Here is an 18,144-nt window from a genome sequence, read left to right as displayed (position 1 = left end):
TAAACTAATTCAACGGTACTACTCGCAACACTTCTTCTAAAGTCGTTAGTCCTTGTAATACTTTGTGTGCCCCTGCGATACGAAGTGGATCAATACCCTCTTTCTTTGCTTGCTCACGCAACTCATCCAAAGTTGCATTGGCTGAAATTTTTTGTTTAGTTTCAAGACTGATCGGCATAAACTCATAAATCCCCACACGTCCTTGATAACCTGTATGACGACACTCTTCACAACCTACAGCTTTAAACACAAAATCAGGCATTTGCATCTGATAACCAAAAGTTAAATGTTTCCATTCTTGGTCATTAATAAAAGTTTCTTGTTTGCAATGTGGGCATAATTGTCGTACTAAACGCTGTGCCAAAACCCCCAAAATAGTGGCTGCCGTTAAAAATGGCTGTACCCCCAAATCATGTAAACGAGTCAAACTTGAAGGGGCATCATTGGTATGCAGTGTGGAAAGAACCAAGTGTCCTGTAAGTGCCGCTTGGATTGCCATATTAGCAGTATCTGAATCCCGTATTTCCCCGACCATAATAATATCAGGGTCTTGACGCATCAATGCACGAATCCCATCAGCAAAACCAAGTTCAATGCCATGATTAACCTGCATTTGATTAAAACTCGGTTCTAACATCTCAATTGGGTCTTCAATAGTACAAACATTAACTTGCTCAGTTGCCAATTGTTTTAAAGAAGAATATAAAGTTGTAGTTTTACCCGAACCTGTTGGACCAGTCACTAAAATAATGCCATGACTATGTTGAGTAATGGCTTGCCAATCTTCCAATAATTTTCCATCAAAACCGAGCTGCTTAAAACTACGTACCAATACTTCGGGATCAAAAATACGCATCACCAGCTTTTCACCAAAGGCTGTCGGCAAAGTTGCTAAACGTAGTTCTGTTTCCTGTCCTTTGGGGGTACGTGTCTTTAAACGCCCATCTTGTGGTTTGCGTTTTTCCGCAACATTCATACGTCCTAAAATTTTAATACGAGAAATCACCGCCGTTAAGGTATTAGCTGGCATGTTATAAATTGTATGCAATACTCCATCAATACGAAAACGGATTTTACCATTATCTTTACGAGGTTCTAAGTGAATATCACTGGCACGTTGTTCAAATGCAAATTGTAAAACCCAATCCACTAATTTTACGATATGTTGGTCATTTGCATCAGGATTTTGTGTATCGCCCAATTGCAATAAAGCTTCTACACCTTTATTTTCTTTTTGGTGTGCGCCAGCTTTTTGTGATGAAATGACTGCACGACTGACTTGATAATATTCCACCAAGTAGCGTTGCAATTGCTCAGGATTTAATAAAACTCGTTGGATTTTTTTAGGCTTTAAACTGCTTTCAAGATTTTGTACCCAATCACGTATAAAAGGCTGATCTGTTCCGATTAAAACTTGATCTTGTTGAATTTCAACTGCCAAAATCCGATTACGTAATGCAAACTCTTGTGACATGACACCAGTCAAGCTAGAGACATCTGCTTTTAAAGGATCAATAGTATAGACAGCCAAATCTGTTTTATCTGCCAACCATTGACATAAGACACTTAAAGTTAAGCGTTTTTGCGGTTCCCTTTGATCGATTAAATTAAAGTGGGCGATCCATTGTAACGGATGCCATTTTAATTGATCACGTTGGCGATGTGTGGTTTGTACCAACACTTTGTCCCGCTCTGTAATGCGTTGATCTTTTAATAGTTGTTCTAAACACCACGTGGTATCAATTTCAAAATTAAATTGCATTATTGTTTCCCCAATCTTACAAACACTATAGCAAATAATGTTGGGTGATGAGGTACTTCTATTTATTTTTTCGGCAGCGGCTTAACTTTATAAAATCTGTACATAACATTTGTCCTTTAGACATTTTATTTATCCTGTGAGACTAAATTTTTGCATTGCCTGCTTTTGTCTGTAGCAAATATCATTTGCAAAATATACACTTGAAGCTCATATTTAGTTCCAAAAATCCTTTGATATCTGTTAAATTTTTAATATATTCAAGGTTTGTTTGCATTAAGCTAACTACATATTTGGAGTATTTATTCAAAATATCTATCGCGTTATCTTCAATGCAAAATACTTGAACTATCATTCATGCGCTAATTTACATACAATAAAAATAAGATGCAGCAATGGAAGCCACAAAATGTCTTTTAAAATTCATGTGATCGATGTTAAAAATCAACTACAAAACTATATTTGGCTGCTTGAACACACGCAAACGCATGATGTGATTGTCATAGATCCCACTGAAGCACATTTAGTTATTGATTATTGTCAAGAAAATCAACTTAATCTCTGCCAAATCTGGCTGACACACTGGCATAAAGATCATGTTGGGGGTGTTCCAACGCTGATTGCTGAAAAAAATATTCCTGTTTATGGTCCTCGAGATGAATTAAGTCATCTGCCTTTTATCACTCATCCGCTACAGCATGATGATCACTTTGAATTCCATCACTTAAATATTGAAATTATTGCTGTGCCTGGACATACCCTTGGACATATTGTTTACTTTATAGATGAATTAGACTGCGTTTTCTGTGGTGATACCCTGTTTGCAATGGGCTGTGGTCGTATGTTTGAGGGTACGCCTGAACAATTTTACCACTCATTAAATCGGTTAGCAGCTTTGCCACCACGTACCGAAGTGTATTGCACGCATGAATATACCCTTTCAAATGCTGAGTTTGCACTCCATATTGAGCCTGATAATCTTGCTTTACAACAACGTACTGAAAAAGTTCGCCAACTGCGAGCTCAAGGTCAAATCACTTTACCAACCACGATTGCACTAGAGCTTGAAACAAACCCTTTTCTACGTGTCGACAGTGCTGAAGAGTTTGCTCGAATTCGTGCAATGAAAGATAACTTTTAATTTGCTGATAAAGCTCACTCTAATTGCGATGAATCATTACTTTAAGCAAAATGGAATCAAAAACATATATCACTAAACAGAGTCTAGTCTATAAAAGCAGATGAACTGCGAAACTACAAAATAATTTTTTGAAAATATTAATTTTTTGTTCATCTGCTATTTTCAAAATTCAAACAATTATGATTTCTGATATATTTTCTTACAGATGCAACAAAAACCTTTATGGAAAAAGAGTTTATCAAATTATTTCAACACTGGCTCAAATGACTACGCTAAAAAATAAATAATATATTATTTATCAGTATCTTAAAATAAAAATAGTAATTTAAAAAATAAAAAACTTTGCTACACCATAAAAAATTAACTTTGAAAATTGATCAAAAATTGCTATAAAAAATTTATTTCATTTATTTCCCCCTTTAAAAGTTTGTAGCGCATCCCTATTAATTTTTATAGACAGGAATTAAGGAGAACCTTCCATGAAAAAGGTAGTTAAAGCTAAAAATCTTATTGCGTTTCGTATTTGGTTGGAAAAACTTGGATATTCAGTCAAGAATTTAGCCGACGGTAAGGGTTTCACCTTTAGTTTCAAAAAAGAATATGGCTTAGTCACCTGTGATCTTGCTGGAAATAATTTGGCTTTCCAACTCGGTGAAGAGTTTGAAGATCATTTAAAAGCTTAAAATTTAAAATAATTTTATCGCTTAACGTACACAAAAAGGCATCTCTTAGGGATGCCTAAAATTTTTGTATTTTTTATATAGACATAAAAAAAGCAAGGTCTATTTACCTCGCTCTTTTAAATATGGTGGGGACGGAGAGACTCGAACTCTCACACCTTGCGGCGCTGGAACCTAAATCCAGTGCGTCTACCAATTTCGCCACGTCCCCATATATCACTATTGCGATCTATTTAAGTATACAAAATTAAGATTTAAAACTTAACGTGCATCTCATCGCAAACTTTGTGAAACGAATTTTAGTCGTAATCAAGGGCTTGTGCAATGTGTTTTTTACAGAATCTGCTTGGAATTTAAACGAATATGACAGAATATATAGTGAATGTCTGAAAATCATACAACTCTAGATCAGATTGCCATGTATGAACGCTAAACGTTTATTAAATATTTTATCGAATCCAAAAATATTATTATTCTCATGACTGCTACATACTTTTCTCTTTTTACTATATATTTTAAAAGAGATATTTATCATTTTAGGTAAGTTTTGACATGCCCAATTATGAACTTGAAACTCATCGTTTACGCTTAAGACAATGGAAAAGTTCAGATTTGATAGCATTTGCAGCACTCAATGCTGATCCTGAAGTGATGCAGTATTTTCCAAAATGTCTAAGCAATGATGAAAGCCAGCAATTAGCCATGCGTTTTCATCATTTGATTCAAAAGCATCAGTGGGGATTTTGGGCTGTAGAATTAAAAGAGAATCAAAAATTTATTGGTTTTGTCGGTTTACATGCTCAGCCCGAACAATTCACATTTTCACCGTGTGTTGAAATTGGTTGGCGCTTAGCAAAACAGTATTGGCATTGCGGCTATGCAACCGAAGCTGCTCAGGCTTGTTTAACATTTGCTTTTGAAGTATTAAAATTAGATGCTGTGGTTGCATTTACAGCTTATCCAAACTTAGCCTCAGCCAAACTCATGCAACGTTTAGGCATGACTTATTTATATGATTTTAATCATCCTAGTTTATTACAAGATGATCCATTATCACGCCATGTTTTATATCAAATTACGCAAAGTAAATTTTTAGCACAAACGCACGTAGGACATTTTTACAGCTATTCATGCATTTCAGACACTTCACTCAAAGGGCGGCTTTGACTCTCAAGAAAATCACGATGAATATGACTTAGATCAATAAGATCTTGTTTTTCAAGCTCTAGAATCTGCCAAATCTCAATAAAATCCTCTTTTAAATCAACATGGCTTGACGCCACTTTAGCCACTTGCCACTGTTGATCTGAAATCCACAAATATACTTGTTGAGTTTCAGTATTGATCGCTTGGACTTTACCCTCAGCATTGATCCCTAATACTTTGCCTTGTTTCGGTAAAGTTGCTTCAATTTTTGGAAGACTCAACTCAACAAAATGCTTAACTTGACGCAATCCATAGCCACGAAAAATTTCTTTTTGTGCTTCAGTCAATTGTTGATATTTTTGCTCAAGCTCAGGAATCATTGTATTACCCAGTACCTGTTAGATCTATTTATCAAAAAAATAAAATTAAAGTAATCCTATAAACCACTTTATTTCGTCTAAAACATATACAGTAGAGTGGCTTGAAAAACAATTATCCTTTTGGTTTTTTTATAAAGAAAAGATACTAAGCATATTCAAAAATACTCTTAGCACATGATTTTTACCACTATTTTAGATTACATTCACCTAATGAAAGATATTCTGAACCACTTGTCATTTCAACTGTACATTTTACTTGTACTTTTTGTCCTTCTTTGAGTTGACTAAATTTCGCTGCTGCACGATCAGCAGGTGTTGCCCGTGTTAAAGCTGTTTCGGGATCATTTGGACTGGAAAATTCAGCTAAAACCCCACCCTCCATATTCTCATCAAGTGCAGCCACCACTGCTTTGAAATCAACTTCATTGTTATATTCAGGCAATTCCAGTGAGGAATAATCCGCCTCAACATAGCGTTGATATAGTTCATCTAATTGTACAGTTTGTGCAAAGCTTACACTTGTTTGTGAGAGCAAAATTGATAAGGCAATTTTTTTAAGCATTTTTAGATATTCGCATTATTTAAGCATCATGAAATATAAAGTGCAATAATGCCTTAAACAATGTCGTTTTTTGTTTTTTTGATTGTATGCAAAGCTACTTTTTTACTGCGCGAGGATGTGCTTGATCATAGACTTGTGCCAAACGATCAAAATCAATATGTGTATAAATTTGTGTAGTGGTCAAATTGCTATGCCCAAGCATTTCTTGTACTGCACGTAAATCTCCACTGTTTGAAAGCATATGACTTGCAAAACAATGTCTTAACAAATGAGGATGTAAATCAACATTTACTCCAGCCCTTTGCGCTTGATATTTCACTCTATTTTCAATCTGACGTGGCGTAATTGCATTACCTTTTTGAGTAATAAAAACAGAAGAATCAGGCTTAAATTCACCTTGCCAAATTCGATAAATTTTTAGCCAACTAATCAAACTTTGTTTGGCTTTACTTCCAAAAGGTACAATTCTGGTTTTATTACCTTTCCCTGTAATGCGTAATAATTGACGATTAAAATCAATATCTTGAATTTTTAATCCTTGTACTTCTGCTAGACGCAAACCACTCGAATATAACAATTCTAAAATTGCTTTATCACGTAACCATAACTGCTGCTCTAAAGGCTTTTCTGGTGCAGCTTGATCCATAATTTGATAAACAGTTTCAATATCAATCATGCCAGGCAAAGGTCGTGGTTGTCTTTTTAGTTGTAAATCATCTGCAGGATTCATTTGTAAATAATGCCCTTGCTTTGCCCATTTCATAAACTGACGAATTGAGGTGAGATGACGCTGCAAACTACTTGAGCTGAGATGATCTTTTTCAACTTTATAAGCAAGATATTCTCTTAAATCTGAAGCTTCAATCTGGTTTAATTCTATGTGTCTTGTATAACAGAAGTCGATAAAACCTGAAACATCACGAAAATAAGCATCTAAGGTATGTTCGGATTGGTTTTGGATTTGGCGATCTTTTATCCACATAGAAAGCAGTTGCATTGCCCCATATTGCATAAACGATCTCACCAAATAAAAACTTAAACTAGTTTAGCAAAAATTCTTACTTTCATCAGAGTATTTATTCGCACCTTATATTTAGAATAAAAGTACGATAGCTTAATGAGACATTTCTCTAAATTTACTTATGCATGATCTGTTTTAGCAATGACTTCAAATTTACCTTGAGAGCTTTTAACCAAGATCATCCCCTCTGCACTAATATAAAAATCTCTGGGATAATCAAAGTCTAAAGCCAGTTTAGGATGGCGCAATGCCACGAATTGAGCTTGCTTATACCCTTCGGCTGTTCGACCTATTTCTAAATAAGTCACTTCGGAAAAATTGAGTTTAAAACCTTTCTCATGATCCTTTGGATCAATCCAAGGGAAAAAACCTGTATGTTTTTTACGTTGTGCCATATAAATAAATCAATGCTTGATATAAAGCTATCATACAAAAAAGACCCGCACAAGGCGGGTCTTTTTACAGCAAAATTCTCAAAAGAATTACAAGCTGTAGTACATATCAAATTCAACTGGGTGTGTTGTAGTATTTAAACGACGAACCTCTTCAGTTTTAAGCTCAATATAAGCATCAAGCATATCTTTAGTAAATACACCACCTTTCAACAAGTAATCATGATCCGCAGCCAATGCTTCAAGTGCCATATCTAAACTATGTGCAACAGTTGGGATTTTTGCTTCTTCTTCAGGAGGAAGATCATACAAGTTTTTATCAGCAGCATCGCCTGGATGAATCTTGTTTTGAATACCATCAAGACCTGCCATCAATAATGCAGCAAAACCTAAGTATGGGTTCATCATTGGATCAGGGAAACGCGCTTCGATACGTTTACCTTTAGGACTAGACACGTAAGGAATACGGATAGAAGCCGAACGGTTACGTGCTGAATAAGCAAGCATAATCGGTGCTTCAAAATGTGGTACTAAACGTTTATACGAGTTCGTAGATGGGTTAGTGATCGCATTTAATGAACGTGCATGCTTGATGATACCACCGATGAAATACAATGCCATTTCAGAAAGACCAGCATACTCGTCACCAGCAAACAAGTTTTTACCATCTTTAGAAATTGATACGTGAACATGCATACCAGAACCATTATCACCTACCATCGGTTTAGGCATAAAGGTTGCTGTTTTTGCAAACTGATGTGCAACATTCCAAACTGCATATTTGAACTGTTGAACTTCGTCTGCTTTACGCACTAAGGTATTGAAGCTTACACCAATTTCTAATTGGCAAGAAGCAACTTCATGATGATGTACTTCTACACGACCTGGCCCCATGATGTCTTCAATACGTGCACACATTTCAGCACGCATATCTTGTGAAGAGTCAACTGGTGGTACTGGGAAATAACCACCTTTTACGCGTGGACGGTGACCTGAGTTACCTGCTTCATAGTCTTTACCTGTAGACCAAGCAGCTTCTTCAGCGATCAAAGTATGACGAGCGCCAGACATATCAATGTCCCACTTCACTTCATCAAATACAAAGAATTCTGGTTCTGGACCAAAGAATGCAGTGTCACCGATTCCTGTTGATTTTAAATATTCTTCAGCACGACGAGCAATAGAGCGAGGATCACGTTCATAACCTTGACCAGTTGATGGCTCAATCACATCACAAGTCACAACCACAGTCGCTTCAGCAAAGAATGGATCAATAAAAGCTGAGTTAGCATCTGGGCGAAGAATCATATCTGATGCTTCAATGCCTTTCCAACCAGCAATTGAAGAACCATCAAACATTTTACCGTCTTCAAAAGTATCTTCATCAATACTGTCAGCAGGATATGTTACGTGTTGTTCTTTACCCTTCGTATCAGTAAAGCGAAAATCGACCCATTTTGCGCCACTTTCTTGGATGAGTTGTAGGACCTTGTTCGCCATGCTCATTTTGCTCCGATGATTTTTTGTTGCACGTTTTATGGTGCGTGTTAGTAGTTGGTGTTTATATAGCAATTACCGTACCAACTTCAAGAATATTTGCTAAAAGATTGAATTCACTATTAGAAAATATAACTTTAATTTGTTTAGATCTGCTCTATTATACAAGCCGCATTTATAAATGCACCATCTTCATACACACTTCTTTGTTTTAAATATTTATTCAATCTATTGATTGCACTATTATTGTGCGATTATTTATAAATGTATTATCTTGGTGCTAATTTGGTTTCAAAGTGAAGTCTTTCCAGTTTAATTTAAGTGTTTTTAATATTAATATTTTAGATATAGTAAATTTTTCACATTGTTTTTATTGATAATTTATTTAATGAAAGTAAAACCTAACAACTGGATTAAGCTTTACTTTTATACGGCTAAAGCTTATGACATTTCTATTTCAGCACGTGCAATTAATGCCTCTACGACCAATAACACATCGTCTTTTTTACGTGCGTCAACTGCAAATATAGGTAAATGATAATTTTCCATTTCACTAAAATCACGATATATTTTTAAAAGACTTTCTGGGTTTTCATCAACATGAGTAATCCCAACAATGATATTACCCACATGTGCTTTAAATGATTCTAGATAAAATTTTAAATCGTCTAATGCATTTTTACGAGAATGATCAATCAGTACAATTGCGCCAATTGCACCTTTACAGATCACTGACCAAATAAAGTCAAAGCGATCTTGCCCTGGTGTACCATATAAACCGACCACAACACCGTCTTCAAGTTTAATTTCACCATAATCAATACCCACCGTTGTTAACGCTTTAGTATGTGCATCTTGATCTGTATTTAACGCTTCCGTTGAAAGTACTGAAACCTCAGAAAGTGATTTTATGGCTTCTGTCTTACCAGCTCCCATTGTGCCACCAAATACAATTTTGTATTTCTGTAAGATCAATTTTTTCTCCCTTGCCCATAGATGGACGATAAACCACTTTTTATTTATTGAATTCGACTTTAAAGCTTAAAGCAAAACTTAATCATGTATCTTACAAACCAAGTTTACGTCTTAATTTACCAAAGAAGCCTTTAAGTACACCTTCATTTTTTTCAGATTTTACAATTAATTTTGCATCTGTTTCATTAATTTCTTGCACAGCGTCCATTAAAACCGCCACTGAAATAAAATGCTGAATTACGGATTGCTTAATTTCTAGCTTTTTCTCAACTTGATGAATACTAGCACCTTTTTCAAAACAAGCAGCGATTTTAAAAACATTTTGTCGATCATAAGCAGATAATGGCTGTGGCCAAAATTTTAACTTATAAAATGTATTGCTATTTTGTTCTTTCAATAATTGGGGAGAATTCCAAAGTAGATTCCATAGCCAAATTTTAAGATCTTGTCCTTGAATAGAATCCACACTTTGCACTTTTTGCATAGTTGCATAAGTATAATTCAATGAGCTGTCTGTGCTATTTATACGACGCTCTGAATCAACCCATACTTGCTCTTTTCGAATATTAATTAAAGCGATATTGCCTTGCTGATCAAAAACCTGAATATTACTGTTTCGCGGATCAACTAATTCTTTTACAAGTTTATTTATATCGGTAGTTTGAGTCGACTTGGTAGTTTGAGTTTCATAATTTGATCGTTTAAGTGGCGTGCCCATATACCGTGCTTTAAACCAATTACGAATCTCATCGGTCGCAGAAAATGGTAAATACAACGCATCATTTTCAATAGAACCCGCTTTATCTTGTTTATTGACCAAACGCAAATAAGCAACTTTTTGATTACCTACCAAGTTTTGAATCGTAGGTGAACCAAAAAACATATCATTAACCAATAGAATATCTAATTGGGGATCTGCAATATTAACCCAATTAATGTGAATAGATGTATCGTATAATGCCTGAATTTTTTGTTTTAGGCTCTCTAATACGTTTAAACTCAATCCAAAGATGGCTATTTTTACTTGTTCACTCACAAAACTTCCCCTTAAACATATGTGACAATTTTATCATTTTTAAAACAAAAGGCAAAACAATTAACAAAATTCAAAACCCTAATATACTATTTTTTTTAAGATGAATATCAATAAATTAGCCTCATCCTCATTTTTTTAGACACAGTAGTCACAAAAGTTGCATACTAAATATATATTTACATAATTTTAGACCGCTGACTATCAAATTTTAGATTATTTTTAAACCTATAAAATTTAAAAAACATATTAAAATTTACAAAATTATTATTTATAAATTTATACATCTATATTTTAAACAATGATCCAAATTGAATAGATTTGATATTGTTTTTATTTAATTTAAATAAATTAAATATTAAATTTAATTAAATAATTATTATATTTCATTCCATCTATATTATTTTTTAGTATGTATAAAATGATATTACCATCATATCCATTCTATTTAGTTTATTGATATATTTAATAAAAAATCTCACTTAGCGAGCTAGAAAATAGTTAAACAGTAAACAAACTTTTTTGCTATGATTAGCCTCTGCTTGTGAGTTGTAACTATGATAGAAACGTTTTTTAGGAAAATTAGCGCTCTACGACTCAATAAGTCTTTTCGGACAATAAGCATATTTAATGCATAGATTTTAATAGGTTAAGCTTATGCTTTTAATGATCGACAACTATGACAGCTTTACTTACAACATCGTCCAATATTTTGGCGAGTTAAACCAAGAAGTGAAAGTCGTCCGTAACGATGCCGTGACATTAGAGGACATTGAGCGATGGCAACCGAAATATTTAGTGATTGGTCCTGGACCGTGCTCTCCATCTGAAGCAGGTATTTCTATTGCTGCAATTCAACATTTTGCAGGAAAAATACCATTACTTGGCGTATGTTTAGGACATCAAGCCATTGGTCAGGCATTTGGTGGAGATATTATTCGCGCTAAAACCGTGATGCATGGTCGTTTATCGGATATGTATCATAGTGATATGGGTATTTTCAGCAACCTTCCCTCTCCTTTTTCAGCAACACGTTATCATTCTTTGGTGATTGATCAAGCGACCGTGCCTGAGTGTTTGGAAGTGACTTGCTGGACCAATCAAGCTGATGGTGCTATGGAAGAAATCATGGGTGTTAAACATAAGACATTACCTGTCGAAGGCGTGCAGTTTCATCCTGAGTCGATTTTGAGTCAACATGGTCACCAAATCTTTAAAAACTTTTTAGAAATTTATGCGTAGTTAAAATGAATATTCAACAAGCTTTAAATAACATCACAAAAAATATTGAACTCACTCAACCGCAAATGGAACAAGTGATGCGCACCATCATGAATGGTGAAGCCACAGATGCCCAAATTGGTGCATTTATGATGGGACTTCGCTTAAAAGGTGAAAGTATTGACGAAATTACGGCTGCTGCACGGGTGATGCGTGAGTTAGCCATTAAAATTGATGTCAGTGATTTACCCCATTTGGTCGATATTGTCGGCACAGGGGGGGATGGTCAAAACCTATTTAATGTCTCTACAGCTTCAAGCTTTGTGATTGCTGCTGCAGGCGCAACCATTGCTAAGCATGGTGGTCGTGGCGTGTCATCTAAATCTGGGTCATCTGACTTGCTTGAACAAGCGGGCATTCATCTCGACTTAAATATGCAACAAACTGAACGCTGTATTCGTGAAATGGGCGTTGGTTTCTTATTTGCCCCAAATCATCATAAAGCGATGAAATATGCTGCAGCACCCCGAAAAGAGTTAGGTTTCCGCAGTATTTTTAATTTACTTGGTCCGCTTACGAATCCGGCTGGAGTAAAACGTTTTGTGATTGGCGTATTTTCTACAGAATTATGTCGCCCAATGGCAGAGGTACTCAAACAACTCGGTGCTGAGCATGTATTGGTGGTACATTCCAAAGATGGCTTGGATGAAATCAGTCTTGCATCATCAACCTATGTTGCTGAACTCAAAGATAGTGAAATTACTGAATGGGAAATCCAACCTGAAGAAGTAGATATTGAATCGCAAACATTAACAGGTCTTTCTGTTGATAGTGCTGCTGAAAGTTTAGCTTTAATAAAAGATGCTTTAGGCAAAAACAAATCTACCAAAGGTGAAAAAGCGGCAAGTATGATTGCGCTCAATGCTGGTGCTGGCATCTACGTTTCTGGTTTAACCAAAACCTATAAACAAGGCGTAGCCTTGGCACATGACATCATCTATGGTGGACAAGCCTTAGAAAAAATGGGGGTTTTGTCTGAGTTTACTAAAACATTAAAAGAATATGAAGCTTAAACACTTCAAAGCCAAATTAAGGAAATTGTTATGGTAGATATTGCCAATACCATGCTTGGTAAAATCGTTGATCGTAAATACGAAGAATTTGCTGCACGTTTAAAGCAACGTAGTTTAAAAGATGTCGAAGAACTTGCACAAGCTGCAACACCAGTTCGTAGTTTCGCCAAGTCTCTACACAGTAAACGCCCTGCGGTCATTGCTGAAATTAAAAAAGCATCTCCATCAAAAGGTATTATTCGTGAAAACTTTAATCCTGCGGAAATTGCACAGCAATATGAACAAGCAGGTGCTGCATGTTTGTCTGTATTAACGGATGTCGACTTCTTCCAAGGCGCAGATGAAAATATTCAGATTGCACGTAACCATTGTTCGCTTCCCGCTCTTCGTAAAGATTTTTTAATTGATCCATACGGTGTGATTGAAGCCCGTGCTTTGCATGCAGACTGTATTTTATTGATTGTTGCAAGTTTGTCTGATCAGCAACTTGAAGAAATGTCTAAAACTGCTTTTGAGCAAAATTTGGATGTATTGGTTGAAGTTCATGATGAAGATGAACTTGAACGTGCTTTGAAATTATCTGATCGTTGTTTGTTAGGCGTAAATAACCGTAATTTAAAAACCTTTGATGTCGACTTAGACACTTCATTTCGTTTAAAAAAATTACTTGATCCATCACGTTTATTAATCACGGAAAGTGGCATTGCTACACCTGATGATGTACGCAAAATGCAGGAACATGATATTCATGCATTTTTGGTCGGGGAAAGTTTTATGAAACAACCTAGACCTGATCATGCGTTTACTGAATTATTTGGTGTGCCTGAGAAACTATAAACCAATTTTAAATTGCTCATTCAGGGTAAGTTTACTTACCCTGATCAAATAAAATTTTTAATGCTGATCAGTTTTACTTTTTTAAAAATAATTTTGAGAATGGAAAATTAGAAATGATCAGCTTAGACTTCACTAGTCCATTTGGTACACAAATTTTAGAAAATGGAAACGTTCTGGATGAGTATCAACTCGGGCAAACCTTAATTTATATAGAATATAACAATAAAAAACAACTCACTGATTTATATACATGTATAAAAAATAGGTATCTAGATGACTATAAAAGGATACCGCAAATCAATCAATTTGCTCACAATATTTTTTTGAATCGCCATCCTGAATACAAATCATTATTCGATAATCAAAACTCAACTTGCCTCATCGTCTATAGCTTCCATTACTATTTTGACGAAGACTATATTGAATACGATTGCTATATTAATCATGATTTTGCTGATACTTCTGACGAAATATTAGAGTTTGCTGCTATTTTTATCAGATATAAAGATGGGAAATTAGAAGAAGCTTGTTATTAATTATTTTAAATAGACAAATTCAATAAATTTTCAATTTTTAAGTTGTCAGTTCAATTTTCCTTAAATACGGACTATAATTCACAGTAAATATGGTCATTTACTGTTTTTTGCAAATATGAGTAATTCAGATTCACCTTTCTCAAAATCACAGCTTGATTTATTAAAACAATTCAAAAAACAAATCACTCATCCACATTCTTCCAAAGTGGCATCACAGCCTGAGCCGAAGAAAGTACAGGAAGTTACACCTGAAGAAATCAGCGATGCCGATTTATTTAAAACAGCACTCGGCGGTATAAAAAAGCTCGACAATAGCAATATTGCCAAAATTGAACGTACAGAACTTCGAAAAAAACCAGATGCAAAAACCTTAGCCAAACGTGCTGCAGCAGAAGGTGCTTTTGAAGTCAATGATGCAGAACTCTCTGATACTCAAGCAGTTTTAAACCCTGTCGCAAGTCAGGCAACTTTGAGCTATCGTATTGCGACCTTGCAGCATAAGGTTTTTGAAGATTTAAAAGCAGGTAATCTACGTTGGTTTGAAGCGGTAGATCTGCATGGTTGTAATGTAGAAGAAGCACGCACAGCAGTATTGCAGATCATTCAAATTGCCAAAGATGAAAATCAAAATGTGATCAAAATCGTGCATGGAAAAGGTCCAGAAGCGATTCTCAAAACCTATGTCAATGGATGGCTACGTCAGCATCGTGATGTATTGGCATTTGTCAGTGCACCTGAAAAACAAGGCGGAACAGGTGCAGTTTTAGTCCTACTAAAACGTGCTGAGAAAAATCCCAAATTTTCAAAATAATTGGTTTATCTTGTAGTAGGAAATATTCGCTATTTTTCTGTTACAATGCCCTCCTTGTTCAATCAGTGTAAGTGAACACGTTCTATGTCTATGCAGCAATCATACGCTAATATTTTAACCGCCGTTGGCGAGGACTTAAATCGTCCTGGTCTTAAAGATACACCTATGCGTGCTGCTAAAGCCTTTTCGTATTTAACTTCTGGATATAGCAAAAGCTTAGCAGAAGTGACGAATAATGCAGTTTTCCCATCAGATAATGATGAAATGGTGTTAGTGAAAAATATCGAATTTTATTCACTTTGCGAACATCATTTATTGCCTTTTTATGGGCGTGTGCATATTGCTTATCTTCCTTCAGGCAATGTCTTAGGTTTATCAAAATTTGCCCGAATTACTGAGATGTTTGCACGTCGTTTGCAGATTCAAGAGCAACTGACCAAGCAAATTGCGGATGCAGTTGCAGAAGTCACCGATGCACGTGGTGTGGCGGTTGTCATTGATTCTGCACACATGTGTATGATGATGCGTGGTGTCAGTAAACAAGAGTCCACCACACGTACTGTGTCTTTTGTGGGTGATTTTAAAACCGATAAAGAAGCTCGCCGTGAGTTTTTATTGGCAGTCCCTGAAGCACATTAATTTTATCAGCCTCAATTCAATTGGGGCTTTTTTTTAGGAATAGAGCTTACCCGATCATGACATTCCTTTATATTGCAGGACAAGGCTTAGCACAGTGTGAAACAACCGTAGACTATCCAAAGCCTGAGCGTTTAGTCAAAGCTAATCCAAAACGCTTAACTCAAAGTTTATATGCACATCCCAATATGAACTGCGGTATTTGGCAATGTGAAGTGGGTGCTTGGAATATTGTATTTGCAGACAATAAACAAGAGTTTTTTAATGTCATTGAAGGTGTGGTTCGTATTCATCATGCAGGAAACGATTCATTTATTGAAGTTAAAGCAGGTGAAGCTGGCGTGATTCCACCCTCCTTTATAGGAACTTTTGAAGTGGTGGAAGCAGTTAAGAAATATTTTGTGGTGGTAGAAGTCTAAGTTTTAGTACTGTAATAAAAGCTCTTGTTATCACTTTTTACTTCAATACTTAATGTTGAAATGCCACCCTATTTCCAAATTAAGTCTCATCACATGATGATATTGGAATACAAATATTTTTAAATTAAAAAATTGAGTTATATTTAACCTACAACTCAATTTAATTCAGTGAATCATTTAAAATTTGGATGCGTTCAAAAACCAACATCTTCTAAATTTCAAACTCAAAAATTAGCAATACCCATCTAAACGAGTCAAAGGTAGTTTTTGCCCAATTGCCTTCTCAATTTCAGGTAAATAAAAAGCATCATCTTCTGACAAGAAACTAATACTCACCCCTTGAGTGCCTGCTCGCCCTGTACGACCGATACGATGCACATAATCATCCGATTGTTCAGGTAAGGTATAGTTAATGACATGCGACACACCGTCCACATGAATGCCACGACCAGCAACATCAGTTGCAATCATAATATTGTGTTGACCATTTTTAAACTGATCTAACATTTTTAAACGTTTGTCTTGTGCGATTTCACCTGACAACATCACTACTTTATAATGGTCACGTTTTAAATGGTCATATAGTTTACGCACCTGATCACGGCGATTGGCAAAGATCATCACTTTCTCAATCGGCTCATCCGCTAGGATTTCACGTAATAATTTATATTTATCGCGATTTTCAACCATATAAACACGTTGCTCTACATCGGCATTGGTTTTCTTTTCTGGCTCAATTTCAACAGTTACTGGCTCATATAGCCATTGCTGAGCCAAGTTCAACACATCATAGCTAAAAGTTGCAGAGAACAATAAAGTTTGACGTTGCTCTTTACGTGGTGAATAGCGCACAATACGTTTTACTGACGGGATAAAGCCCATATCCAATAAACGGTCTGCTTCATCAATCACTAAAAACTCAATCTGATCTAGCCAAACTTCTTTTTGCTCAGTAAAATCAATCAAGCGACCAGGTGTTGCCACTAAAATATCAACGACATTTTGATCCAGTTGCTTTTTCTGTTTATCAAAATCTACACCACCCACTAAAGTTAAAACATTCAAACCTGAAAATTTAACCAATTCACGGGCATCATTTTCAATCTGAATCGCAAGTTCACGTGTTGGTGCTAAAATTAAAGCACGAGGTTCACCACGAAAGCGTTTTTCCTTGATGGGATTATTCAACAAATCATTAATAATACTGACTAAAAATGCAGCAGTTTTTCCTGTGCCTGTTTGTGCACGTCCAATTGCATCATGCCCTGCCAACGTGTATTTCAATACTTTTTGTTGAATCGGGGTCATTTCTTTAAACCCTAAAGCATCAATTGCTTGCTTCAGTTGCGGATGTAAATTTAGGGTTTCGAAACCTGATGACATATATACGTGCTCTAACTATTAACGACTAAAATACAGCTATTATAAACAAAGACGACAATAAACAAAAACGCCCCAATTCATTAAAATTGGAGCGTCACTTAAGTGTATAAACTTAAGAATTAGTCTAAAGGCTGAACTTCTTCAGCTTGAAAACCTTTTTGACCTTGAACAACGCTGAATTCAACACGTTGACCGTCACGTAATGAACGATGACCGTCACCTTGAATTGCACGGAAATGAACGAATACATCGTCACCACCAGCACGTTGGATAAAGCCAAAACCTTTAGTATCATTGAACCATTTAACAACGCCTTGTTCACGAGCTGTCATAAGTTAATCCTCAGTTATTTAGAAAAAAGGACCACCCGGTGTTGCAAACAGCAGAGCAAACAAAGTTTTAAAATTTCTTGTAATTTCAAAGCTTGTAATCATTCTGTAAGACTATTAACAAAATCCCGGTTACATCCACTTGTAATAAAGGAGATTTTATAGTTTTCACTAACCCATCTCTTAAAGTACGCAACGAGCTTAACATGGGTGAATCACAATTAATAGAATTTTTTTAGATAATTATGAGATAATTATTTTCAGTTTTTAAGTTTGAATGATCAATTTAAGTCAAAAGTGTTTTTTGTACCTC

20 protein-coding genes and 1 tRNA gene are annotated in these 18,144 nt (G+C 35.6%); 10 read left to right on the top strand and 11 right to left on the bottom strand.

Features of this window, described 5'->3' with window-relative positions:
* Positions 1-4: 4 nt before the first annotated feature.
* A complete protein-coding gene (locus DJ533_RS08270) occupies positions 5-1,762 on the bottom strand; it encodes a GspE/PulE family protein (RefSeq protein WP_065991970.1) in 1,758 nt (585 codons plus the stop codon).
* 406 nt (positions 1,763-2,168) lie between these two features.
* Between DJ533_RS08270 and gloB the strand changes: the two genes are divergently transcribed.
* Positions 2,169-2,900, top strand: a complete 732-nt coding sequence (gene gloB, locus DJ533_RS08265) for a hydroxyacylglutathione hydrolase (protein ID WP_065991969.1) — start codon at positions 2,169-2,171, stop codon at positions 2,898-2,900.
* A 479-nt stretch (positions 2,901-3,379) separates the two neighbouring features.
* Positions 3,380-3,583 carry a hypothetical protein gene (locus DJ533_RS08260; RefSeq protein WP_065991968.1) on the top strand — a complete coding sequence of 68 codons (204 nt, stop codon included), beginning with the start codon at positions 3,380-3,382 and terminating at the stop codon, positions 3,581-3,583.
* A 123-nt stretch (positions 3,584-3,706) separates the two neighbouring features.
* Here DJ533_RS08260 and DJ533_RS08255 read toward each other — a convergent pair.
* Positions 3,707-3,791 (bottom strand) — tRNA-Leu (locus DJ533_RS08255).
* Positions 3,792-4,132: 341 nt separating this feature from the next.
* Between DJ533_RS08255 and DJ533_RS08250 the strand changes: the two genes are divergently transcribed.
* Positions 4,133-4,747, top strand: a complete 615-nt coding sequence (locus DJ533_RS08250; protein WP_065991967.1) for a GNAT family N-acetyltransferase — start codon at positions 4,133-4,135, stop codon at positions 4,745-4,747.
* Here the strand turns inward: DJ533_RS08250 and DJ533_RS08245 are convergent.
* From DJ533_RS08245 to DJ533_RS08215, 7 genes are all read right to left on the bottom strand, one after another.
* Positions 4,705-5,106 carry a hypothetical protein gene (locus DJ533_RS08245; RefSeq protein WP_065991966.1) on the bottom strand — a complete coding sequence of 134 codons (402 nt, stop codon included), beginning with the start codon at positions 5,104-5,106 and terminating at the stop codon, positions 4,705-4,707. The genes DJ533_RS08250 and DJ533_RS08245 overlap by 43 nt on opposite strands.
* 187 nt (positions 5,107-5,293) lie before the next feature.
* Positions 5,294-5,668: a hypothetical protein gene (locus tag DJ533_RS08240; protein ID WP_065991965.1), complete on the bottom strand. Its 375-nt coding sequence runs from the start codon at positions 5,666-5,668 to the stop codon at positions 5,294-5,296.
* Positions 5,669-5,762: 94 nt separating this feature from the next.
* Positions 5,763-6,650, bottom strand: coding sequence for a site-specific tyrosine recombinase/integron integrase (gene xerA, locus DJ533_RS08235; RefSeq protein WP_171488607.1), 888 nt, complete (start codon positions 6,648-6,650; stop codon positions 5,763-5,765).
* 158 nt (positions 6,651-6,808) lie between these two features.
* The gene (locus DJ533_RS08230; RefSeq protein ID WP_065991963.1) at positions 6,809-7,084 is read right to left on the bottom strand and encodes a hypothetical protein; all 276 of its coding nucleotides are present in this window, start codon (positions 7,082-7,084) and stop codon (positions 6,809-6,811) included.
* Between the two features lie 87 nt (positions 7,085-7,171).
* On the bottom strand, positions 7,172-8,587 hold the full coding sequence (gene glnA / locus DJ533_RS08225) for a type I glutamate--ammonia ligase (RefSeq protein ID WP_171488547.1): 1,416 nt from the start codon (positions 8,585-8,587) through the stop codon (positions 7,172-7,174).
* Positions 8,588-9,019: 432 nt separating this feature from the next.
* On the bottom strand, positions 9,020-9,553 hold the full coding sequence (locus DJ533_RS08220; RefSeq protein ID WP_065991960.1) for a GTP-binding protein: 534 nt from the start codon (positions 9,551-9,553) through the stop codon (positions 9,020-9,022).
* A gap of 91 nt (positions 9,554-9,644) precedes the next feature.
* Positions 9,645-10,589, bottom strand: coding sequence for a hypothetical protein (locus tag DJ533_RS08215; protein ID WP_065991959.1), 945 nt, complete (start codon positions 10,587-10,589; stop codon positions 9,645-9,647).
* Positions 10,590-11,243: 654 nt separating this feature from the next.
* Between DJ533_RS08215 and DJ533_RS08210 the strand changes: the two genes are divergently transcribed.
* The 7 genes from DJ533_RS08210 to DJ533_RS08180 all read left to right on the top strand — a co-directional run bounded on the left by DJ533_RS08210 (position 11,244) and on the right by DJ533_RS08180 (position 16,119).
* Positions 11,244-11,828 carry an anthranilate synthase component II gene (locus DJ533_RS08210; protein WP_065991956.1) on the top strand — a complete coding sequence of 195 codons (585 nt, stop codon included), beginning with the start codon at positions 11,244-11,246 and terminating at the stop codon, positions 11,826-11,828.
* Between the two features lie 5 nt (positions 11,829-11,833).
* Positions 11,834-12,880 (top strand): anthranilate phosphoribosyltransferase, encoded by a 1,047-nt coding sequence (gene trpD / locus DJ533_RS08205; protein ID WP_065991952.1) that lies wholly within the window; start codon positions 11,834-11,836, stop codon positions 12,878-12,880.
* Between the two features lie 30 nt (positions 12,881-12,910).
* Complete coding sequence (trpC, locus tag DJ533_RS08200; RefSeq protein WP_065991951.1) at positions 12,911-13,717, top strand: indole-3-glycerol phosphate synthase TrpC; 807 nt, start codon at positions 12,911-12,913, stop codon at positions 13,715-13,717.
* Between the two features lie 113 nt (positions 13,718-13,830).
* Positions 13,831-14,253 carry a hypothetical protein gene (locus DJ533_RS08195; protein ID WP_065991949.1) on the top strand — a complete coding sequence of 141 codons (423 nt, stop codon included), beginning with the start codon at positions 13,831-13,833 and terminating at the stop codon, positions 14,251-14,253.
* A 115-nt stretch (positions 14,254-14,368) separates the two neighbouring features.
* Positions 14,369-15,064, top strand: a complete 696-nt coding sequence (locus DJ533_RS08190) for a Smr/MutS family protein (RefSeq protein ID WP_065991947.1) — start codon at positions 14,369-14,371, stop codon at positions 15,062-15,064.
* Between the two features lie 90 nt (positions 15,065-15,154).
* A complete protein-coding gene (folE, locus tag DJ533_RS08185) occupies positions 15,155-15,703 on the top strand; it encodes a GTP cyclohydrolase I FolE (protein WP_171488605.1) in 549 nt (182 codons plus the stop codon).
* Between the two features lie 56 nt (positions 15,704-15,759).
* Complete coding sequence (locus tag DJ533_RS08180; RefSeq protein WP_065991944.1) at positions 15,760-16,119, top strand: cupin domain-containing protein; 360 nt, start codon at positions 15,760-15,762, stop codon at positions 16,117-16,119.
* Between the two features lie 231 nt (positions 16,120-16,350).
* Here the strand turns inward: DJ533_RS08180 and rhlB are convergent, their stop codons facing one another.
* Together rhlB and DJ533_RS08170 are read right to left on the bottom strand one after the other, a co-directional pair.
* On the bottom strand, positions 16,351-17,502 hold the full coding sequence (rhlB, locus tag DJ533_RS08175) for an ATP-dependent RNA helicase RhlB (RefSeq protein ID WP_065991943.1): 1,152 nt from the start codon (positions 17,500-17,502) through the stop codon (positions 16,351-16,353).
* Positions 17,503-17,621: 119 nt separating this feature from the next.
* Positions 17,622-17,834: a cold-shock protein gene (locus DJ533_RS08170; RefSeq protein WP_004822370.1), complete on the bottom strand. Its 213-nt coding sequence runs from the start codon at positions 17,832-17,834 to the stop codon at positions 17,622-17,624.
* Positions 17,835-18,144: the final 310 nt, after the last annotated feature.

The organism is Acinetobacter defluvii, assembly GCF_001704615.3.
GTDB lineage: Bacteria > Pseudomonadota > Gammaproteobacteria > Pseudomonadales > Moraxellaceae > Acinetobacter > Acinetobacter defluvii.
This window is presented reverse-complemented; position numbering and strand designations above follow the sequence as displayed.